Raw genomic sequence first — 21,114 nt, forward strand, 5'->3', positions numbered from 1 at the left:
GCTGGCGCAGAATGATTCAAAACAGAACATGGTCAGATAAGCGAATATGAAGTATATCATTTTACTTATTATTATAATTGCTGTGCTCTACGTCCATTATCGCGGAAAAGTTCGCTATCGTTTCTGGCGTCAGCTTTCCGACCATTCAACTTTTACCGCTCCTCTTAACGGGTTTATGTACCTCTTTTCGCGTGTGCCGAATACCCCGTTTCTGCGTCCGGAGACGTTTCCGGAACTTGCGATATTACAAAATAACTGGCTGGTTATTCGTGAAGAGGGGATTAATCTGCAGCGTCTGGAGCAAATAAAAGCGGCGGAAAAATATAATGATGCCGGATTTAACTCATTTTTTAAAACCGGTTGGAAACGGTTTTACCTGAAATGGTATGAAGACGCGCATCCCTCCGCAAGCCAGCTATGTCCAAAAACGACTGAACTGCTGCGCGGCATTCCTTCGGTTAAAGCGGCAATGTTCGCCACGTTACCTGATGGTAGCCGTTTGCCTCGCCACCGTGACCCTTATGCCGGGTCGCTGCGTTTTCATCTTGGGCTGGCGACGCCGAATGACGATCGCTGTTTTATTGAAGTGGACGGCGAACGCTATAGCTGGCGCGATGGCGAAGGCGTGCTATTTGACGAAACCTATATTCACTATGCGGAAAATACCAGCGGTGAGAACCGGCTGATTCTGTTTTGCGATATCGAACGGCCCATGCGTTACCGCTGGGCGCAGAAGGTGAACCACTGGCTGGGGCGAAATTTAATGAGCGCCGCCGCCGCGCCGAACGATATCGGCGACCGTACCGGCGGGATTAACCGCAGCTTCCGCTACATTTATCAAATCCGCATTGTCGGCAAGCGTTTGAAAAAATGGAATAAAACGGTTTACTACATCGTCAAATGGCTACTTTTCGGCGGCATTGCACTACTCATCTGGCAGGCGTTTTAACGTCGGTTCCACGGCATGACCGCCAGCAGGTGTGCCATGCCGCAGAAACCGGTGAGGCCAGCGAAAGTGAGCCCCGCGCCAACGAAACCGCTCAGCAAGAAAAAGCCGCTGTTGACGGCGTATCCCAGCACTACTCCCAGCAAAATCAGCGCGCCGGCGGCGATTTGCACCTGGCGCATTAGCGGCAGCGGCTGGGATTTATCTTCGACTATCGGCAATCCCGCCGCCCGCCATGCCTGAATACCGCCAGCCAGTAGCTTAACCTGCGCGGGCGCGGCGGCGGCGGCCAGAAGGCTGGCGTTATTTTGCGTGCGCGAGCCGGCCTGGCAGTGAAAAATGATTGTTTCTCCCGGCTGCGCATTGAGCGCCGCGCCGTGAGTCAGTTGCTCTAATGGCAGCAGCGTCGCCGCTGGAATATGCTCACGAGCGTATTCGTCGGCAGCGCGGATATCAATCAGCCGTGCGCCCTGGGCGATAAGCGCCTGGGCTTCGTTGGCTGTAACGGTGGCGATAGTCATAAGGACTCCTTACGGGCAGTAAATGGTTTTCAGCGTGGCGATAACCTGCTGAACGGCGGGATGGGTAATGAAATAGCGCAGGCGCTGGGCGTCGCGTTCGCTGTCGATAAGCCCCTCATCGCGCATCCGCGCGAGATGCTGAGAGGTGGCGGAAGGGCTCAGGCCGGTGATTTGCGCCAGGTCTCCCGCGGTTGTACGCGGGGCTTCGCAAAGCATGCACAGAATCAGTAGCCGGTGGGGATTACTCATCGCTTTCAGCAGGACAGCGGCTTCCCCGGCGCTGGCCTGCAGTTGTTGTGCTGTGGTCATTTTATTTTAGTCTTTTCTAAATTTAGATTATTCTAAAATAAAAGCTGACCCTTTACCAGCCCACAGAAGCAGCGGATCTCACGCCAGCTGAGCGGCCCTGGCAATATGCTGGCGGGCGTGGGCGATACCTGCATCACGGCCGTGCGGGCGAATATCCATCCCTTCGGCATAGATAAATTCAACGTCACTAATCCCCATCAATCCCAGCACCGCGCGCAGGTAAGGGGTGACCGCATCGCTGGGTTGCCCGTCATGGACGCCGCCGCGCGAACTAATGACTACTGCACGCACGCCTTCAACCAACCCCTGCGGCCAGGTCTCGGTATAGCGGAAGGTTTCCCGCGCTCGCGCCACCAGATCGAACCAGTTTTTGAGATCGGTTGGCACGTTGAGGTTATACATCGGCGCGCCGATCACCAGCAGATCGCTGGCCTTTAACTCGCCGATGAGTGAATCAGAGAGGGCAACCCCTTGCTGAATCGCCGAACGCGAGTCTTGCGCGCCGCGCAGCGCGGCAAACAGCGCGCCGTCGAGTTTCGGCAAGGCGAGGGTGGTCAGATCGTGTTCGACAACCAAATCCTGATGACCGGCCTCGCGCCGGGTCTGCATATATTCATCTATTAGCTGGTTGGTTAGCGACGCCGGACCGTTGATGCTGGATTTTAAAATCAATACGTTACTCATGACGGACTCCTTATAAAGTTGATGGTCCGCAGGGTAACACTGTCTTTTTTTCTCCAGTAGTGACATTATTTTTAATCATTGTATCCACTTAGGAACCAATCAATGCGCAGTGATTTAAATGCGATCCCGGTATTTGTCGCTGTCGTCGAGTGCGGCAACTTTGCGCAAGCCGCTGAGAAGCTGAGCGTGACGCGCTCCGCCGTCGGCAAGACCATTTCCCGGCTGGAGCAGCGGCTCGGCGTCGCGCTGTTTCAGCGCACCACGCGTCGGCAGGCGTTGACCGAAGAAGGCGAGGTCTTTTATCTGCAATCCCGCCGGGCGCTGGATAACCTGCGGGATGCGGAAAATGAAATTCAGCGCGGGAAAACCCAGGTGCAAGGGCGGCTGCGAATCAGCCTGCCGGTGCTGTTTGGCCAGCGCTGCGTGGCGCCGATATTGTTTCCTCTTAGCCAACGTTATCCTGAGCTTAAGCTCGAGCTGTCGTTTAGCGACCGCCAGGTCAATCTGTTTGAAGAAGGATTCGATATGGCGATACGGATCGGCACCTTGAGCGACTCCAGCTTTCTTAAGGCCCGGCGTTTAGGCCAGCACGGCATGATTCTTTGCGCATCGCCGTTATATCTACGACATCGGCCAGCGCCGCAGACGCCGGAAGAACTACACGAGCATCTTACTATTGGCTATCTCTACGCCGGGCAGATGCAGAAATGGCATTTGCGCGATGCGCAGGGAGCGGCGCTCGCGTTTCGCCCTCAGCCCGGACTGGCAATGGATGATTTCGCCGCCATCGCCGCGGCGGCAAAAAGCGGGCTGGGAATCGCCTGGCTGCCGGATTGGCTGGTGGCCGACGAACTAGCGCGGGGAGAACTCCAGCAAATATTGCCGTCGTCGGTCAGCGGCAGCTTTGCGATCAGCGCCGTCTGGCCGGAAGCGGCATGGGTGCCGCAGAAAATTCGCGTAGTGGTAGATGAACTGCTGGCGCGGCTGCCGCAGCAGTTAGCCGGTGGTAAAAACCAGGAGGATTCTTCAGCGTCAGGTTAATCCGGGCTTAAGGTATTCTGGCGATAATGACAGCATGATGACTGTGACGAGAACTCGCCATGAACCTGTTAGAAACGTTTAACCAGAGCGCCTTCCTCGCGCTGAATGCCGGGCCTGGTACGCCGGACAGCCTATTGCTGCTGGCGCGATTCTCCGCCAGCTGGATTATCCTTTTAGTCCCGGCGATATTGCTGGGATTATGGTTCCTTGGCGGTCGGCAGGGGCATCGACAGGCGCTGTTTTGCGCCATGACGATTTTGATAGCGTTAGGGTTGGGGTTTGCCTGTGGAACGCTGTGGTTCCATCCGCGGCCGTTTATGATGCCGTTGGGCCATACCTGGATAAGCCACCCGGCGGATAACTCTTTCCCAAGCGATCACGGCACCGTAATGTTCAGCGCCGCCTTCGCGCTGCTGTCATTACGCCTGCGCGGCATGGGGCTGCTGGTGCTGGCGGCGGCGCTACCGGTAGCGTGGGCGCGTATTTTTCTCGGCGTCCATTTCCCGCTGGATATGCTGGGCGCGGCGCTGATTTCAGCACTGGGCCTCTGCTTGGCAAAAGTGATCTGGCAACGGCTGGGGCAGACGCTGGTGGCGCTGTGCGAAGCGCTGAGTCGCCGTCTCTTTTCCTGGCTGCCGGCGCGCTTTACGCCGTAGTCACTTCCTTTGTACGCGCGCGGCCCGTCGATACAGCGTGCTGCGCGCGACGCCTAACGCCTGCGCCGCTTTACTCACATTGCCGTTAAAGCGGGCCAGCGTATCGGCAATCAGCTTTGCATCATGTTGTTGAAGCCCGCCTGGAGCGCTGGTTTGCTGCGCGCTTTGATACTCCTCGGGCAGCGCCGCGACGCCCAGGCATTCGCCATCGTCCGCCAGCGCCAACAGGACTTTGAGCAGGCTTTGCAACTGACGCACGTTACCCGGCCAACGGAATAATGTCAGTTGATGAATCAGCGCATCGGAGAGCGTGATATGGCGTTCTGCCGCGCCAAGCGAGCGCCACAGCGCAGGAATAAACTGCTTGAGTTCAGACCATTGGCGTAGCGGCGGGATGGTAAAAGCGTATTCGCGCAGGCGGTAGAGCAGGTCCTCGCGAAACGCGCCTTCGGCGACGCGCTGCGCGAGATGACGGTGGGTGGCGCAAATCAAGGCGAAGTTCACCGGCGCGCTGCGATTCCCGCCCAGTGGCATGACCTCTTTTTCCTGCAATACCCGCAGCAGACGGGTTTGCAGAGCCAGCGGCATATCGCCGATTTCATCGAGGAACAGCACTCCGCCATCGGCTTCGCGAATTTTGCCGATATAGCCGTTTTTATTCGCGCCGGTAAAGGCCCCCGCCTGATAACCGAAAAGCTCCGATTCAATCAGCGATTCGGGGATGGCCGCGCAGTTGATGGCGACGAATTTACCGCTGCGCCAGCGGCTATGCGCATGCAGCTCACGGCTGAGGAACTCTTTACCGCAGCCGGTTTCCCCTTCGATACACAATGCGATACCGGCGTTGAGTAAGCGGACCATTTTCTCGCCTTCGCCGGACGCGCAAAACGGCAGGTTGAGCGCTGGTTGCGCGGGGACGGCGACGCTGGCGCGGGTTGGCGCGCGCAGACGGTAGTAGTAGCCACGTTGCTGGAAGGTCATCGGCAGCGGCACGCTAACCGCCGTTTGCGTCAGGCGGGGGAACAACTGCTGGAAGGTCATTTGCCCTATCTGTCCAGCCTGCAGGCCCAGTTCGCGGATGGCCAGCCGATTGGCCGCGGTCAGCAGGTTATCGGAGAAGACCAGCAGCAGCTCTTCGGCGCTATCGAGCTTCTGCACCCGCGAGTGCAGGCTCATTAACCACTGCTGCGGATGCAGGCTCTGTTTCACCCACAGATATTCAATCTGTTTGGCGGCCTCTTTAATCCACGCCAGAGAGTGGGGATGCGGGATATGCGCCGGGCCGGAAATATCCAGCGCCCCGGCAATCTGGCCATCGGGGCTTTGTAGGGGAACCGCCGCACAGTACAAATCCTGATTACGGGTTAAATAGTGTTGACGGCCTTCGACTTCGCAGCTGTCGTCAATCGCCAGCGCGGTACCGATAGCGTTGGTGCCGCGACCGCTTTCGCTCCAGATATTGCCAGGCTCCAGCGCGAAGCTTTGCGCTTTTTTCATTGCCGCGCTATTGCCGAAGGTTTGGAGCACCAGCCCGCTGGCATCGGAAAGAATCACTACCGATTGCAGCCCGGCGGCACGTTGCGCCAGCGGCGTCGCCACCGGTTGCGCCAGCCGCTGTAGGCTGCGGTTGCTTTCCAGCACGTCGGCCAGTTCGCCGCCGCGCAGGCGCGGAAACTCGTCGCTCGTTGGCTGCAGGCCGTAGCGCTGGCTGCGTTGCCAGGAGTCGCTCAGCAGCGCGCTGGACTGCGCCTCGGGGGTGATAGTGAACGGATTTCCTTGCACGGCGCACCTCGTGGTCGGCTGGGTTGTGTTGCAATATTGTAGCTATTTGGTTTTGTTTGTGTTGCGATTCGCAACACAGAAGCGGGATCCTGTGCGACAAAAAGGATGCGAATTGGCAAGGGGATATATTTAATTATATGAAACTTATTAAGTTTATTAGGAGTGCATAAAATTGGCATAACCCCTGCTACAGGAGAAAGCGTGCAGCGGACAATAGCAAAAACCACCACGCCGCTGCGCCTTAACCCTACAGAAGGAGATTGCTATGCGTTATGTTCATCCTGGCAAACCGGGCGCTTTGGTTTCATTCAAATCGGCCTACGGCAACTTCATAGACGGTAAATTCGTCGAGCCGTTAAGCGGCGAATATTTCATGAATACTTCTCCCGTCGATGGGAGCAACATTGCGCAGTTTCCCCGCTCCGACGCCAAAGATATTGATTTTGCCCTTGATGCGGCACACCGGGCGGCGGACGCCTGGGGGCGAACCTCGGTACAGCAGCGTTCCCATCTTCTGCTGCAGGTTGCCGACCGCATTCAGGAGAATCTGGAGTATCTGGCGGTTGCGGAGAGCTGGGATAACGGCAAACCGATCCGCGAAACCCTGAACGCCGACCTGCCGCTGGCGGTCGATCATTTCCGCTATTTCGCCGGTTGTCTACGCGCGCAGGAAGGCAGTACCGCCGAAATTGATGACACCACCGTGGCTTATCATTTCCACGAACCGTTGGGCGTGGTCGGGCAAATTATTCCGTGGAACTTCCCGCTGCTGATGGCGGCATGGAAACTGGCGCCCGCGCTGGCGGCAGGTAACTGCGTGGTCTTAAAACCGGCGGAGCAGACGCCGCTAAGTATTACTTTGCTGATGGAAATCATCGGCGATCTGTTCCCGGCTGGGGTCTTGAACGTGGTACAGGGCTTTGGCAAAGAGGCCGGCGAAGCGCTAGCCACCAGCAAGCGGATCGCCAAAATTGCCTTTACCGGTTCGACGCCGGTGGGCCGTCATATTATGGCCTGCGCGGCGGAGAATATTATTCCCTGTACCGTTGAGCTGGGCGGCAAATCGCCGAATATCTATTTCGCCGACGTAATGGATGGTGAGGAGGAGTTTATCGAGAAGGCGGTGGAAGGGCTGGTACTGGGCTTCTTCAATCAGGGGGAAGTTTGTACCTGTCCATCGCGCGCGTTGATCCACGAATCGATCTACGAGCCGTTTATGGAGCGGGTAATGGCGAAAGTGATGCAGATCCGTCGCGGCGATCCGTTTGATACCGAAACGATGATCGGCGCTCAGGCATCACGCCAGCAGTTCGATAAGATCCTGTCGTATATCAAGATTGCTCGTGATGAAGGCGGGCAGATCCTCACCGGCGGCGATCGCGCGAGCATTACCGCCGAGCTGGATAGCGGCTTCTATATTCAGCCGACGCTGATTAAAGGGCACAACGAGATGCGCAGCTTCCAGGAGGAGATCTTTGGCCCGGTCATCGGCGTGACCACCTTTAAGGACGAGGCTGAGGCGCTGGCGATTGCTAACCAGACGCAGTTTGGTTTAGGGGCCGGGGTATGGACGCGGGATACCAACCTGGCGTACCGCATGGGGCGTGGCATCAAGGCCGGTCGAGTGTGGACCAACTGCTATCACGTTTATCCGGCGCATGCCGCGTTTGGCGGCTATAAGCAGTCCGGCGTCGGGCGAGAAACCCACAAGATGGCGCTGGAAGCCTATCAACAGACCAAAAACCTGCTGGTGAGCTACGGCACTGCGCCGTTGGGGCTGTTCTGATTCATTTATAACGGCTGACCCGGGGGCGGCGTAAGCTCCTTCCCCGGGCTACCTATGGCACTGGGCCACTCATTGCACTGGATCTGTAGGCCCGCGCAAGCGCAGCGCCGCCGGGCAATATCCGCGGATAAGGCGCCGCTTTTGCGCCGGATGGCGGCTTCGCCTTATCCGGCCTACGGTCTGTGCGGCCTGCCTTTAATTTATTCACCATGCTGGCTGAAACTGCCGGTGTTGGTGGCCTCAAAATCGCTGAGACGTTCCCGGAAGGCCGGGGCAGCCCGCATGGATGCGGGCTGAGGGCCGTGACTTGCAGGGACGCAGCCTCGGCCCGACCCGGAGCCTGCAGGGATAAGTCGAAGGTACCACGAAGTGGCGATTTTGGCGGCCAGAGCCCTCTGTGCGCTCCCTGCACCATGAGAGCCATAACGCAGAAGAAATATCGGGAGCGCAATGTGCTCTGAATTAACACAAAGCGCATGTTTTCCGTACACAAAACCGTTGCAAACCGATAACAGTAGCACCGGGCGGCGCCCGGTCTCATCTTATTGTTTGCGCTTTCCAGCAGCGGACCTGCGCGCCATTCGCTTGCGCCTCCAGCGGCTGAGGCCGTTCGCAGCCCTGGCTGGCGTAAGGACAGCGTTCCCGAAAGTAGCAGCCCGTCGGCAGCCGGCGGTTGCCCGGTAGTTCGGTATTGCGCACGCCTTCGCCTAACGGTGAGCCGATGCGCGGTACCGACTCCATCAATAGCCGGGTATAAGGATGCGCAGGATTATCCAGCACCTGCCGCGCCTCGCCCATTTCAACGATTTGCCCGAGATACATCACCGCCACCCGATCGCTCATATGACGTATCACCGAGACGTTGTGCGAAATCAGCACGTAGGTGAGATTCTGCCGCTGCTGCAGTTCGACCAGCAGATTAAGGATCTGCGCCTGCACCGAGATGTCCAGCGCTGAAGTCGGCTCATCGAGCACGATAATCTCCGGCTGCGACGAGAGCGCGCGGGCGATGGCGATACGCTGGCGCTGGCCGCCGGAAAAAGCGTGCGGCAGCCGATCGAGATATTCGCTACGGATCCCCACCTGTAGCGCCAGCTGCTCGGCGAGATCGCGACGCGCCTTTTCAGGCATGCGCGACTGGATCCACACCGGTTCGGTGATGGTGCGCCAGACCGGTAGCCGCGGATCCAGCGACGAGAGCGGATCCTGAAACACCATCTGCATGCGTCCACTCTGGTTTTCGCCGCGCGCCGGCGCGCGGGTGAAGTGGCCGGAAGAGGGCTTTAGCATGCCCATCAGCAGCTTCGCCAGGGTGCTTTTCCCACAGCCGGATTCGCCCACGATCCCTAAGGTTTCGCCGCGTCTGGCCGTCATATCCAGCCCATTTAGCGCATAGACGCGTTCGATGACTTTCCCGCGCCAGTTTTTCTGCGCGGCGAACGTCAGGTGCACATCATTGAGGGTTAATAGCGTCTCAGACATGGGCATTCTCCCGTTGCGGATACCAGCAGGCAGCCTGTCTGTCGGCGGCGTTATCATGAGCCTGCAGCGTAGGGGTAATACCGCAGGCTTCACCCGCGGCGAAGCAGCGTTCGCGGAAGGCGCAGCCGGCGGGAAGACGCGCCAGATTCGGCACGGTGCCGGGGATAGAACGTAGCGGCGCACGCGGTTCGCCATTATCGGGGGCGCTGTTTAACAGACCGATAGAGTAGGGATGCTGGGGATGTTGCAGCACCTCTGCGGTTTTACCGCTTTCAATGACCGCGCCGGCGTACATGACGTACAGCCGATCGCACACCTGAGAAACCACCGCCATATCGTGGCTGATAAACAGCACCGCCGTGCCGGTCGCCTGGGCCTTTTGCTTCAGCAGGCGCAACACCTGACGCTGCACGGTGACGTCCAGCGCGGTGGTCGGTTCGTCGGCAATCAGCAGGTCGGGCTCGCAAGAAAAGGCGATAGCGATCATCACCCGCTGGCGCATGCCGCCGGAGAGTTCGAAAGGATAGCGCTTGAGCACGCTTTGCGGGTCGGCGATTTGCATATCCGCCAGCAGCTCGACGGCACGGGCGCGCGCCTCACGCAGCGACATGGGACGGTGCTGGCGGATGACGTCTACCATCTGCTTACCGATACGTCGGGTGGGGTTAAGCGCGGTCATCGGCTCCTGAAAAATCATCGCGACCTTGCTGCCGCGAATATCGCGTAGCGTTTTTTCCGTCAGGGTGAGCATATCGTGGCCCATCAGGGTGATAGCGCCGCTATGAATATGATAGCTGCCGGCGGAGAGCAGACGCATCGCCAGCATCGCGGTCACCGATTTACCGGAACCCGACTCGCCCACCACGCCGACGATTTCGCCGCGATCGATGTGCAGCGAGATATTATTCAGCACGTTGACCTGGCCCTGATAGACCGGGAAACTCAGGCGAACGTTATCGATAGTTAAGACCCTATTTTCCATTAGTTGCGCCCTCCGGCCTTGGGATCCAGCAGATCCTGGATGCCATCGCCAAACAGGTTAAAGCCGACGGCGGTGATCAGGATCGCCGCCCCGGGGAAGGCGCAGTACCACCACTGATCGAGCACGTAGTTGCGACCGTTAGCGACCATCGCGCCCCATTCCGCGGTAGGCTGCTGGGCGCCGAGGCCAATAAAACCGAGCGTGGCGGCCATCAGGATCGCGCTGCCGATATCCAGCGAGGCCTGCACCACCAGCGGCGGCAGGGCGTTACGCAGAATATGCCAGCTGATCAGATGCCAGCGCGAGGCGCCAAACGTCACCGAGGCCTCGACGAAAGTATGCTGACGCACGACCAGCGTCTGGCCGCGGGCCAGTCGCACGTAAAATGGAATACGCACGATGGCGATCGCCAGCATCGCGTTGAACAGGCTCGGGCCTAACGCCGCCGCCAGCGCCATGGTCAGCACCAGCGACGGAATCGACAGCATAATGTCCATCAAGCGCATAATTAGCGCGTCGCTGCGCCCGCCCAATACCCCGGATAGGCAGCCCAGCAGCGAACCGCTGATCCCGGCGATCAATACCACCGCCAGCCCGGCGGCCACCGACTGCTGGCTGCCGATCAGCACGCGGCTGAACAGATCGCGGCCAACCTCGTCGGTACCAAACCAGTGAGCGAACGACGGCGCCTGCAGACGCGCGGCAAGATTAATGGCGTTAGGATCGTGCGGCGTCAGCCACGGCGAGAAGATCATTAAAAACAGCATAACCAGCATGATCGCCGCGCCAATCAGCGTTAGCGGGCTCTGGCGGATCAACCACCAACGACGCTTCCAGTGGCCGCTTTTTTCAGCCTTTGGCCGTGGAAGCGGTTGTTCCTGAGTCATCATCACTTAGCTTTCTCCCCGACCCATGCGCGGGTCGATCCATAAATAGAGCAGGTCGACTACCAGGTTGACCAGTACGTAAGCAAAGGAGACCACGATGGCGAAGCCCATCACGGCGGGGAAATCGAGCGCCTGAATCGAAGACACCACGTAGGCGCCCATCCCCGGCCAGGCGAACACCGTCTCCGTGAGCACCGCGCCGTACAGCAGATCGCCCAGCGCCAGCCCGAGCACGGTGATAGAGGGGATCAGCGCGTTGGGTAGCGCATAGCGCACCACAATGGTGAATTTCGGCAGGCCGCTGGCCAGCGCGGTACGAATGTAGTCCTCATTGAGCTGCTCGAGCATCGCCGAGCGGATCTGCCGGGCGACGATGCCAAGATGAACGAAGGCAAGGGTGGCTGCCGGTAAAATGAGGTGCTGCAGGGCATTGAAGAAGACCTCGACATTGCCTTCCAGCAGTGAATCCAGCAGATAAAAACCGCTGACGCGGGTGGGCGGATCGAACCAGTCATCGAGCCTGCCGCTGCCGGGCAGCCAGTCGAGCTTGCCGTAAAACAAGACGATTACTCCGAGACCGAGCCAGAATGCCGGAGTCGAGATGCCGGTCAGCGCCATCAGGCGCACCAGGTGATCGGTCCAGCGATTGCGGTATACCGCCGACAGCACGCCGAGCGGGATGCCGACCAGCAGGGCAATCAGCAGCGCGCAAAAGGCCAGCTCCAGCGTCGCCGGGAAGAAGGTTTTTAAATCTTCCAGTACCGGGCGGCCGGTGCGAATCGAGGTGCCGAGATCGCCGTGGAGCAGGGCGTCAACGTAGCGGGCAAATTGCTGCCAGAGCGGTAAATCCAGCCCCAGCTGCTGGCGAATATGGCGGACGATTTCATCGCTGGCGCGATCGCCCGCCAGCAGCCGCGCCGGGTCGCCGGGAATCAGGTGCGAAATAATAAACGTAATCACGCAGACGCCGGCGACGACTAATATCAGCCCCCAACAGCGCTGTCGTATTAAACCCCAGAAACTCATGATGACGCTCCTCGGCCGGGCCTGTGACGGCCCGACCAGACAAGATGGAGAGACGGCCCGCTACTTGTGCATGTCGGCGATATTGTAAATTTGCTCAAGCATCGGGTTGAAAACGAAGCCTTTCACCTCTTTGTTCATGGCGACCTGATAGTTTTTCTGGAACAGATAGACGTAGGCGGCGTCATCAATGACGGTCTTTTGCGCCTGCTGATAATCTTTGGTTCGCGCCGCCTGATCGGTGGTGGCGACCGCCTGTTTCAACAACGCATCAACCTGCGGGTTGTCGTAGAACGCACGGTTTCCCGGCAGCCCTTTTTTGTCCGACTCGAACCAGTAGTTCATAAACATATAGGGGTCGGCGAAGTCCGGGCTCCAGTTACCGATCGCGATGTCGTAATCACCTTTCCCCACGCGCTCGCGCATGGTGGCGTTGGCCAGTTTCTCCAGCTTGACCTGGATACCCAGCGCCTGCAGATTGGCCTGGGTGGAGAGCGCAATCGGCTCCCAGTTCGGATCGTTATCGGAGTAGAGGAACGTCAGCGTTTTCGGCTTATCCGCCACCTTATCCAGCGCCGCTTTGGCTTTGTCGAGATCTAATGAATACTGCATAGCGCTGGCGTCGTAGCCCCACATGCCATCGGGGATCGGCCCGCGCATCTGCTTACCGTTACCGCCGAGAATGCCGTCGACCATGCCTTTATAGTCCGTTGCCCACGACACCGCGCGGCGCAGATCCGCCTGGTTCATCGGCGCTTTGCTGTTGTTGAGATACAGATAGGTGACGCGCAGTGCCGGGTAGTCGTAGACCGCCACCTTGTCCTCTTTCTTCAACGCCGCAAACTGATCGACCGGCAGCGCGTCGGCGATATCCAGGTCGCCCTTGGTCAACTGCAGACGACGGGCGGCGCTTTCGCCGATGATTTTCACCGTGACGCGCTTAAAGGCCGGCTTATTGCCGCTGAAGTGCGGGTTGGGCACCAGCACCAACTGTTGGCCTTTCTGCCAGCGCTGCAGGCTATACGCGCCGGAGCCCGCGGTGTGCTCGGCCAGATAGGCGCGGGCGTCATCGGCGGCGTTGGCTTTCAGCACCGCCGGGTTAATGATGGAGGCGCCGTCATTGGCGAGGGTATGCAGGAATGGCGCGAAAGATTCCGGCAGCGTGAAACGAACGGTGGCCGGATCGACGACATCTACCTTCAGCCCGCTGGGAAACGCCTCCGATGGCCCCTGTTTAATACGCATCAGGCGTTCAAAAGAGAGTTTGACCGCCTCTGCCGTCACCGGCGAGCCGTCGTCAAACTGCGCGCCTTTGCGCAGGGTGAAGGTCCAGGTTTTGCCGTCGTCGGAGGCCTGCCAGTTTTCGGCGAGATCCCCTTCGACATCGGTGGAACCTTTGCCATTATCGGTTTTGTATTTGACCAGCCGCTGATAGGCCGGGTAGGTCACCGTCCAGTCATTGTTATCGATGGTGACGGCCGGGTCGAGCGTTTGCGGGTCGGCGGCTTTGCCGATCACCAGCATATCTTTCGGCACCGCGGCAAAGGCGGAAGGGATGGCGGCGCAGAGCGCGGCGGCTAACAGTAACGGGCGAAAACCTAAGGATGCTGGGCGAGTCATGTTCATGGTGAAACTCCGTCAATCTGAGCGGGGGAGAAACAGGCGAAAACATCGTCGAGTAGCGGATAACCGGCCGCGCCCGGTAGTTCGAAGTGCCACCATTCCGTGGTAATGCCTTTAAAGCCGCCGCCGAACATAATGGCGTTCAGCAACAGGCGATTACGCTGCGCCTCCTGCGCCACCGCCGGGTGGTAGGGATGCGAGCGATCGTCCATTTCGTCAAAGGCGGTGCCCATGTCGAGTAGGTTGTTGTGGTCATCGAGTAGCGTTACGTCGATGGCGGTGCCGCGGCTGTGGTTGGAACCGATATCGGCCGGCACGACGTAATCCTGGTTCGGGCAGGCATTCCACAGCAGCTGCTGGGCGCGCTGTGGACGATAGGCGTCAAGCACCAGCAGGCGATAGCCCGCAAGCGCAGCGATGGCGATGGATTTCTCCAGCGCGACGGCCGCATCGGGGTGCAGCAGGCAGCGGGCTTCGCGATAAATCGGTTGGCCGGTAATGTTATCGGCGGTGGCGTATTTCAGGTCGACAGGCAGCGTGGGAAAACGCGCGGCGATATCCACCAGGGAAAGATGGCTCATCGAAAATTTCCTTAACGTTCAAACTGACCAAATTCCTGCTGCAGCGCGCGGTTCGCGGCAAGGCGGCTGGAGAGGCTCGGCCCCAGCCGTTCCACCACCGCGGAGAGCAGCAGATTAAAAAGACAACCGATCGGCGCCAGCGAATCCCAGAAGTGGCCGGTATCGGTTTTCACCTGTAGTAAATCAACCGGATAGTCGCGCGCCCACGGGCACCAGATATCGGTGACCAGCGCGGTGGCAACTCCGCGTTCGCAGGCGACCCGGCAAAACTGGCGCGCGGCGACGGAGTAAGCGCGGGTATCGGTCAGCACCACATAGGGGTGCTGGTATTCAGAATTCAATGATTCCAGCCAGCTACCAGAGCTGCCGTCGGCGTAGGTCACGCGCGGGCGCAGGTATTCCAGATGGCTGAAGAACGTGTTGGCGATGCCGCGAGTCGACTGAATGCCAATGATGATAACCGCGTCGGCCTCGGCGATGCGTTGACTGACGCGGGCGAAGGTCGGTTCCTGCGCCAGTTGGTAGACATAGCGAATGGCATCCAGCTCCATCTGCAACGACAGGCTGGCGCGATCCGGCTGCGCCTGCTGCTGTGACCAGGAGTCAAGCCGGTCAATCACTCCCCACTGGCGATAGGGCGTTGATGCGGGCTCTTTCAGGCTGTGCTTCACGTCATCGAGATTGCGATAGCCCAGCTTGCGCAGATAGCGGCCTACGGTTATCCCGCTGGTGCCGGTGGCCTGCGCAATGCTGTCGGCGGTCTCAAACGGGATATGCTCCCGATGGCTTAACAGCCAACTGCCAATACGCTTTTCGCTCGGCGTGAGCTGGCTGAAAGTGGATTCAATAATGTGAAACAAGCCGTTGCTATCGTTCATCTCTGCCCTTAATGATAGTTCGCTCTCATTTAACAGAATTCTGATACTCAATTAACAAAGCACGATGTGTGCCAGCTATTGCGGGAAATAGTATTTCCAGCAATATCGCTAATCTATTGGGAGGTGAGCGGATCCTGAGCGTAGGGTTTGGTTATTCATTGCACAAATCAGGTGCAATGAATCCTGGTTGTGCATCACAAAAATAAAACATATCGTTAACAATGTGGTTGTGGGCCGGAGCGGTAGAGAGATAATTTTGCTTGCCGTCAGCGACAGACAGAGTGATAACCAAAAAACTGATGATTAAAAAAGGATCATAAAATGAAAGTGAAGGCGGTGCTTGCCCTGACGCTATCCCTGGCCGCACTGGCGGGCCATGCGCGCGATATGCAGTCGATTCAACAAAGCGGCGAGTTAAAAGTCGGCGTACCGGGGGACTACGCGCCGTTGGCGTTTCATAACGGCGCTGGCGAACTTATCGGCTACGACGTCGATATGGCGCACGATCTGGGTAAAACGCTGGGGGTGAAGGTGACGTTTATCATCACCAGTTGGCCAACGCTATCGACTGATTTAAAAGCCGATAAGTTTGATATCGCCATGGGCGGCGTAACGGAGACGGCGGCACGGGCGAAAGATTTCTCCCTGAGCCATCCGGTGGTGGCCAATGGCAAAATCGCCCTCGCTAACTGCAGCGCCGCGCCAGCGCTCGGCAGCCTTGAAAAAATCGACCAGCCGAATGTGAAGGTGATTGTGAACCCCGGCGGCACTAACCAAAGTTTCGTTGATGAGCACATCAAGCATGCGCAGATCATTCGCGTGCAGAACAATGTCGATAATCTGCAGGCGCTACGGCAAAAAACGGCCGATATGATGGTGACCGACCTGATTGAAGGGGAGTATTACCAGAGCAAGGAGCCCGGCGTGTTCTGCGTAGCGAATGAGACGCCGTTTCCCGGTACCGCCAGCTATAAGGTCTATATGATGAATAAGGATAATCCGGCGCTGCTTGAGAAAGTGAACCACTGGCTGGACAGCCAGGACAAAAATGTGCTCAAGCGGAAGTGGAAAATTCAGGGGTAATTCATGATTCGCGCTGCCGCCAGAGCATCAGATTCTGGCGGCGCAGTGGATTAGCTTTTCTGTCGCGCCTGATAGCGGAAGTAGCAGTAGTAGCCAATCGAGGCGGTCAGGCAAAGCATGTAGCCGAACGACTCGCTACCCTCTTCAACGGTGTTTTTCACCACCCGCGCGTAGTTCTCATCAAGTACGGCGTACCATAAGCCATGCATTCCGAACAGCCGTGAGAAGACCAGAATCGCCAGCAGGCCGCTTATCATCATGCCGTAGTATGGCGTGCGGGTGTATTGCGCCAGTTGCGACAGCGTTTGACGAGAGTGGCGCAGTGGAACGATTAGCGCGGCTATCGTCGTTGCCAGCGCGAACCATACCCAGCTACCGTGAGAAATAAGGTCAAAAAGCGCGTCCAGTTCGCGGATCAGCATCGCCAGGAAGAAGCCGCCAACGAGGATATTACAGTAGCGCAGGAGCTCATATTTTTTCGCCAGCAGGAAGTGAATCAGCACGATTATCGCCAGCACGCCCTCCTGCACTATTTCGGTAAGCGAAACCTCCGGGATATCGTTGCCAAATACCCGGATATCCACCCACAAACAAAGTACCGCGATGGCGGAAGCCACCGCCGCGCCGAGAAAGAAAAGTAAGCTTCTGATGACAGACATTAACACCACTATTTATGTTCAAAACAGCAATGATAAGTATCATGAATGCTACTTCCTGTTCACTTTGTGCGACATCGCGGCGTGTTTTAAACCTTTTGAGCTATTTAGCGCTAAATAGCGCAACTGCAGGTGAGAAAGGGGAGCTTTGCTCCCCCCAGACTGCTGACAAAGAAGGATAAAGCGTGGTTTTTCCTTCTTTGTGGTTATCAGCCGAAAACCAATAAATTGATTTTCCTTGTTATTTGTCTCTTGCAATCTGTAAGTCCAACGGTTGCATGAGGTTTGTCATCAATCTCAGGGGAGCTTTCTCCCCCTGCTTAGCGGGTAATTCAGACAATATCATCGACCACGCCGCCATCGACCCGCAGCGCGGCGCCGGAGGTGGCAGAAGCCTGCGGCGAACAGACGTAGACCACCATATTGGCCACCTCGTCCACCGAGGCCGCACGCTGAATAACGGAAGCGGGGCGCTGCGCCATAACAAACTCTTTCGCCAGTTGTTCCAGCGGCTTACCGGTGCGGGCGACTTCCTCTTTCATCATTTCGGCAAAACCGTCTGAGAGGGTCGGGCCGGGTAGCACGCTGTTTACGGTGACGCCGCTGCCGGCGACGTATTTCGCCAGCCCGCGGGCCAGCGACAGCTGCGCGGTTTTGGTCACGCCGTAGTGGATCATGTCGGCGGGAATATTGCGTGCCGATTCGGAAGAGATAAAGACCACCCGTCCCCAGCCTTTACGCACCATGGCGGGCAACAGCGCGCGTGACAGGCGAACGCCAGACATCACGTTGGTTTGCCAGTAGTTTTCCCAGGTGGCGTCATCGGTGGCGTAAAAATCCTGCGGGCCGTAAATACCGGCGTTATTCACCAGGATATCGACTTCATTCACCGCCTGCAGCAGTTGACTCACCCCGGCGGCGTCACTGAGATCGGCCACTGCGGGATAGGGCCTGAATCCCGGCACCTCCTGTTGCAGCCGCGCCATCGCCGCATTAACGCTATGTTCGCTGCGGCCGTTGATAATCACTTCCGCACCGCTGGCCGCCAGCCCCTTCGCAATGGCGTAACCAATACCGGCCGTGGACGCCGTCACCAGCGCGACTTTCCCCGATAAATCAATATTCATGGTTGAGCCTTTTTTATGGAATGGAGTAGTAAGCGTAGCAGGTGGGAATTGGGGGGCTTTACCGCATCAACAAATTCGATAGCGATATCGAAATTATCCGTTAGAGCACAGGATTAAATTACTCTAATAATACTAGCAGTACTAACAAGATAAGAACATTTATCCGATGTTAATGCGGGAAATAACCTCACGTTTTTCCTGATGAGTGCGCTTGCGGGATAGCTTAAACAGATAAACATTCCTTTGGTATAACCGTGCGTCTGAGCCTGTGTACCGGCATCCGGAGTCAATGATAAAAGTAAAAATAAGCATACGGAGATTTTAAATGTTTATCCGACCACTGAAATTAACTCAGCACGTCGATGTACAGGGCCCAGAAAATGCGAAGACAGTGATTCTTCTTCACTCGTTAGGAACGGATATGCATCTTTGGGATCTGCAAATGCCGCGATTAACCGAGCGTTATCGAGTAGTCCGCCTGGATATTCGCGGACATGGACTCAGTGCCGTCGACGCGTTGCCTTTTTCAATGGAAGATCTTGCCGATGATGTTATTGCTGTCGTCGATCATCTGAACATCAATAAGTTCTATGTCGTCGGTGTTTCAATTGGCGGCACGATAGCACAATGGATTGGCTTCAAATTACCGCAACGCGTACAGGGAATGGTGATTATTGATACTTCGCTGGTGAATGCCGCTCCGCCCTCGCTATGGCGCGCAAGGGCGGAGGATGTTTTCCAGCATGGTCTTGAGCACCTTGAGAGAGGAATTATCAGTAATTGGGTCACGCCGCAATTTATCGACTCGCCTGAGGCTGACGGTCTGAGGAAAATGCTGCGCAATACAACGGTCGAAGCTTTCTCCGGGTGTTCTTTAGCTATTGCCGATACTGATTTGACTAATATGGATATCCATGGGGTTAGTGCGGTTATAGTCAGGGGAGCGGAAGATAAGCTGACTCCGCAAGACTACGCGCAACGTCTGGCGAAAAAGCGTAATGCCGAATTACATGTTATCCCCGGCGCTTCACATTTACCTAATTTAGAAAAACCGGATGCGCTTACCGATGAGATCATTACATTTATTGAGAAAGCGCAAACACATTAATAGATCAATGCCGCGATAAGGGGCCAATCAGCGCGGCTAATGAGCAAATGCAGCGACAGGCGGTAATTTCTGTCGCCAGAATGGAGTAAATGATATGAATCGTCGGTTATTTATTGGCGGCTGCCTGGGATTATGTGCGGGAGCCGTCGCGTTGCCTGCCGCGTTAAAATGGCTAGGTTCTGCAGATGATACTATTGAGATGGAGTTGGATAGTGGCATCGTCACGATAAAGTTATTTTCTGATATTGCCCCTAATCATGTGGCGCGGATTAAGACACTCGTACAGTCTAAATTTTATGATGGTATGCCTTTTTCCAGGGTTATTGATGGGTTTATGGCGCAAACTGGTGAGCCGCTACAAAATACACGGTTTGATCCCAGCGTAATGCCAAAACTGGCTGCGGAGATTAATCATTTGCCGTTTGAACGCGGCACTATTGGCATGGCCAGATCGCGAAATCCGCACAGTGCTTGCCATCAATTTTTTATCACCTCAACCCGCGCTCGATATTTAGATCAAAACTATACCGTCTTTGGTCAGGTTACCAAAGGAATGGAATGGGTGGATAAACTCCGCCGTGGTGATGCCGAGTTGGGCACGGTGGTTAATCCGGATGTGATTAAACGCATGCGTCTGGTGACTACCCATACCGTGTAGTTCCACGTTGCTAAAATACCTGTTGCAGGAGTAGTTTCTAAATGCCCAGTATTACTGTATCTACATCAGCAAGATATCGGTTGGATTCCGCCGCCTTTGCTGAATTTTCGATTGCCCTGGCAAATTTAGCCAAAGAGATACTGCAAGCTAAAGACAATAATATCCACATTACTTATCTCACTGCTGAAATCGGCTATGGTACGCCAGTTTATGTCGAGGCAAAACTCAGACAAGAAATATTTCGTAGCGAGCCGGTGATGAATGAATTTTTACATCAGGTAGATTTGTTAATTAAAGAGAGGATCGGCGTTGTGGCGAGAATTCGCTGTTTCCTTTATCAAGCCAATAATATTTTCGCTAAAAATTAAAGGATAAAATATGAATGAAAAATTGCCAATGAAGGACCTTGGGGATGTCTTAGTGACTGCGGTTAGCGATGGCTACTTGCAGGTTGACTTCGGGCTACTGGCAAATGTAGATGAAACGGAGTGCAGGGCCATTCAGCAAAAATCCTGTCCTGAGGAACCAAATTCAGTTCATATCAATACCTTTTTAGTGCAACAGCAGGGGAAGAATATCCTCATTGATAGCGGTGCTGGTGGCATTAAAGGTTGGGGGGGCGGTTTAGTTAAGAATTTAGCTAAACTGGGCTTGCAACCAGATGATATTGATGCCGTTCTACTCACTCATGCTCATCCCGATCATATTGGTGGCCTGGTTAATGCTCAGGGAGAAGCTATATTTCCTCGCGCGGAGCTATTCATCAGTCGTGATGAATATGATTATCTGCAAGACGATAACCAGTTTGCGACGGTCAGCGATCGCGTTAAAGGTAATTTCCTGTTGGCGCGCAGCGTTTTTAAACAGTATCAAGATCGGCTTCAGTTAATTGATGATGGTGAAGTGCTTGCCGGCATACATGCTATTCCCTTGAAAGGCCATACACCTGGACATACCGGCTATAGCATTGTCGGGAGTCATAACAGCCTATTGATTTGGGGGGATATTGTGCATTTCCCACATATTCAGCTATTAAAGCCGGATGTCACTATCGCCTTTGATTATGATCCACAGTTGGCAGCGGAGACGCGTGCGCGCATCCTTGAGATGGCCAGCTCCGATCAAGTTCTTGTTGGCGGTATGCATTTTGGTCAGCAGGGTTTTGGTTATATTAAAAAGCTTAACACAGGATATTGCATTATTACCGATGAGTAATAGACATTAATCTGAGTCGATACTGCTTTGCCGTTATTAATTTTTATACCAGTAATCATCTTTCTATTTCAGAATAACTTGGTGAT

The 21,114-nt window shown here is 56.2% G+C and carries 22 protein-coding genes; 9 read left to right on the plus strand and 13 right to left on the minus strand.

The window, feature by feature from the left end; all coding sequences use genetic code 11:
- The first annotated feature begins 46 nt into the window (after positions 1 to 46).
- Positions 47 to 949 (plus strand): lipid A hydroxylase LpxO, encoded by a 903-nt coding sequence (lpxO, locus tag ABLV78_RS05695; protein WP_047044349.1) that lies wholly within the window; start codon positions 47 to 49, stop codon positions 947 to 949.
- On the opposite strand, the gene ABLV78_RS05700 is transcribed toward lpxO, so the two are convergent.
- From ABLV78_RS05700 to ABLV78_RS05710, 3 genes are all read right to left on the minus strand, one after another.
- Positions 946 to 1,467, minus strand: coding sequence for a rhodanese family protein (locus ABLV78_RS05700; protein WP_047044352.1), 522 nt, complete (start codon positions 1,465 to 1,467; stop codon positions 946 to 948). The genes lpxO and ABLV78_RS05700 overlap by 4 nt on opposite strands.
- A 9-nt stretch (positions 1,468 to 1,476) precedes the next feature.
- Positions 1,477 to 1,776 (minus strand): ArsR/SmtB family transcription factor, encoded by a 300-nt coding sequence (locus tag ABLV78_RS05705; RefSeq protein WP_047044355.1) that lies wholly within the window; start codon positions 1,774 to 1,776, stop codon positions 1,477 to 1,479.
- Positions 1,777 to 1,854: 78 nt separating this feature from the next.
- Entirely contained in the window at positions 1,855 to 2,460 is a 606-nt protein-coding gene (locus tag ABLV78_RS05710) for an FMN-dependent NADH-azoreductase (RefSeq protein WP_047044358.1), read from the minus strand.
- A gap of 102 nt (positions 2,461 to 2,562) precedes the next feature.
- Between ABLV78_RS05710 and ABLV78_RS05715 the strand changes: the two genes are divergently transcribed.
- Complete coding sequence (locus ABLV78_RS05715) at positions 2,563 to 3,501, plus strand: LysR family transcriptional regulator (RefSeq protein WP_047044361.1); 939 nt, start codon at positions 2,563 to 2,565, stop codon at positions 3,499 to 3,501.
- A gap of 59 nt (positions 3,502 to 3,560) precedes the next feature.
- Entirely contained in the window at positions 3,561 to 4,157 is a 597-nt protein-coding gene (locus tag ABLV78_RS05720; protein ID WP_047044363.1) for an undecaprenyl-diphosphatase, read from the plus strand.
- Here the strand turns inward: ABLV78_RS05720 and ABLV78_RS05725 are convergent, their stop codons facing one another.
- Positions 4,158 to 5,939, minus strand: a complete 1,782-nt coding sequence (locus ABLV78_RS05725; RefSeq protein ID WP_047044364.1) for a sigma-54-dependent Fis family transcriptional regulator — start codon at positions 5,937 to 5,939, stop codon at positions 4,158 to 4,160.
- Positions 5,940 to 6,204: 265 nt separating this feature from the next.
- Between ABLV78_RS05725 and exaC the strand changes: the two genes are divergently transcribed.
- Positions 6,205 to 7,725: an acetaldehyde dehydrogenase ExaC gene (gene exaC / locus ABLV78_RS05730; RefSeq protein ID WP_045395180.1), complete on the plus strand. Its 1,521-nt coding sequence runs from the start codon at positions 6,205 to 6,207 to the stop codon at positions 7,723 to 7,725.
- 537 nt (positions 7,726 to 8,262) lie between these two features.
- Here exaC and ABLV78_RS05735 read toward each other — a convergent pair.
- The 7 genes from ABLV78_RS05735 to ABLV78_RS05765 are packed head-to-tail and all read right to left on the minus strand — an operon-like array spanning position 8,263 to position 15,181.
- Complete coding sequence (locus ABLV78_RS05735; RefSeq protein WP_015370095.1) at positions 8,263 to 9,207, minus strand: oligopeptide/dipeptide ABC transporter ATP-binding protein; 945 nt, start codon at positions 9,205 to 9,207, stop codon at positions 8,263 to 8,265.
- The gene (locus tag ABLV78_RS05740) at positions 9,200 to 10,189 is read right to left on the minus strand and encodes an ABC transporter ATP-binding protein (RefSeq protein ID WP_047044369.1); all 990 of its coding nucleotides are present in this window, start codon (positions 10,187 to 10,189) and stop codon (positions 9,200 to 9,202) included. The genes ABLV78_RS05735 and ABLV78_RS05740 overlap by 8 nt, the downstream gene beginning before the upstream one ends.
- Entirely contained in the window at positions 10,189 to 11,082 is an 894-nt protein-coding gene (gene ddpC, locus ABLV78_RS05745; RefSeq protein WP_047044371.1) for a D,D-dipeptide ABC transporter permease, read from the minus strand. The genes ABLV78_RS05740 and ddpC overlap by 1 nt, the downstream gene beginning before the upstream one ends.
- On the minus strand, positions 11,083 to 12,102 hold the full coding sequence (locus ABLV78_RS05750) for an ABC transporter permease (RefSeq protein WP_047044374.1): 1,020 nt from the start codon (positions 12,100 to 12,102) through the stop codon (positions 11,083 to 11,085).
- 60 nt (positions 12,103 to 12,162) lie between these two features.
- The gene (locus ABLV78_RS05755) at positions 12,163 to 13,725 is read right to left on the minus strand and encodes an ABC transporter substrate-binding protein (RefSeq protein WP_045395172.1); all 1,563 of its coding nucleotides are present in this window, start codon (positions 13,723 to 13,725) and stop codon (positions 12,163 to 12,165) included.
- The gene (ddpX, locus tag ABLV78_RS05760) at positions 13,722 to 14,303 is read right to left on the minus strand and encodes a D-alanyl-D-alanine dipeptidase (RefSeq protein ID WP_045378241.1); all 582 of its coding nucleotides are present in this window, start codon (positions 14,301 to 14,303) and stop codon (positions 13,722 to 13,724) included. The genes ABLV78_RS05755 and ddpX overlap by 4 nt, the downstream gene beginning before the upstream one ends.
- Positions 14,304 to 14,314: 11 nt before the next feature.
- The gene (locus ABLV78_RS05765; RefSeq protein ID WP_045395168.1) at positions 14,315 to 15,181 is read right to left on the minus strand and encodes a MurR/RpiR family transcriptional regulator; all 867 of its coding nucleotides are present in this window, start codon (positions 15,179 to 15,181) and stop codon (positions 14,315 to 14,317) included.
- A 321-nt stretch (positions 15,182 to 15,502) separates the two neighbouring features.
- Here ABLV78_RS05765 and ABLV78_RS05770 point away from each other — a divergent pair, with 321 nt between their 5' ends.
- Positions 15,503 to 16,264 carry a transporter substrate-binding domain-containing protein gene (locus ABLV78_RS05770; RefSeq protein WP_047044377.1) on the plus strand — a complete coding sequence of 254 codons (762 nt, stop codon included), beginning with the start codon at positions 15,503 to 15,505 and terminating at the stop codon, positions 16,262 to 16,264.
- 50 nt (positions 16,265 to 16,314) lie between these two features.
- On the opposite strand, the gene ABLV78_RS05775 is transcribed toward ABLV78_RS05770, so the two are convergent.
- Entirely contained in the window at positions 16,315 to 16,923 is a 609-nt protein-coding gene (locus ABLV78_RS05775; RefSeq protein WP_047044380.1) for a hypothetical protein, read from the minus strand.
- A gap of 329 nt (positions 16,924 to 17,252) precedes the next feature.
- Entirely contained in the window at positions 17,253 to 18,047 is a 795-nt protein-coding gene (locus ABLV78_RS05780) for an SDR family NAD(P)-dependent oxidoreductase (RefSeq protein WP_045395163.1), read from the minus strand.
- A 325-nt stretch (positions 18,048 to 18,372) separates the two neighbouring features.
- On the opposite strand from ABLV78_RS05780, the gene ABLV78_RS05785 reads away from it, so the two are divergent.
- The 4 genes from ABLV78_RS05785 (at position 18,373) to ABLV78_RS05800 (ending at position 21,028) form a co-directional block, all read left to right on the plus strand.
- A complete protein-coding gene (locus ABLV78_RS05785) occupies positions 18,373 to 19,155 on the plus strand; it encodes an alpha/beta fold hydrolase (RefSeq protein ID WP_047044382.1) in 783 nt (260 codons plus the stop codon).
- A gap of 94 nt (positions 19,156 to 19,249) precedes the next feature.
- Positions 19,250 to 19,813, plus strand: coding sequence for a peptidylprolyl isomerase (locus tag ABLV78_RS05790; protein WP_047044385.1), 564 nt, complete (start codon positions 19,250 to 19,252; stop codon positions 19,811 to 19,813).
- A 41-nt stretch (positions 19,814 to 19,854) separates the two neighbouring features.
- Positions 19,855 to 20,181 carry a hypothetical protein gene (locus ABLV78_RS05795; RefSeq protein ID WP_045395158.1) on the plus strand — a complete coding sequence of 109 codons (327 nt, stop codon included), beginning with the start codon at positions 19,855 to 19,857 and terminating at the stop codon, positions 20,179 to 20,181.
- 10 nt (positions 20,182 to 20,191) lie between these two features.
- Positions 20,192 to 21,028: an MBL fold metallo-hydrolase gene (locus ABLV78_RS05800; RefSeq protein ID WP_047044388.1), complete on the plus strand. Its 837-nt coding sequence runs from the start codon at positions 20,192 to 20,194 to the stop codon at positions 21,026 to 21,028.
- Positions 21,029 to 21,114 lie beyond the last annotated feature (86 nt).

This window comes from Klebsiella sp. CN_Kp075, from assembly GCF_040065055.2.
Lineage (GTDB): Bacteria > Pseudomonadota > Gammaproteobacteria > Enterobacterales > Enterobacteriaceae > Klebsiella > Klebsiella aerogenes.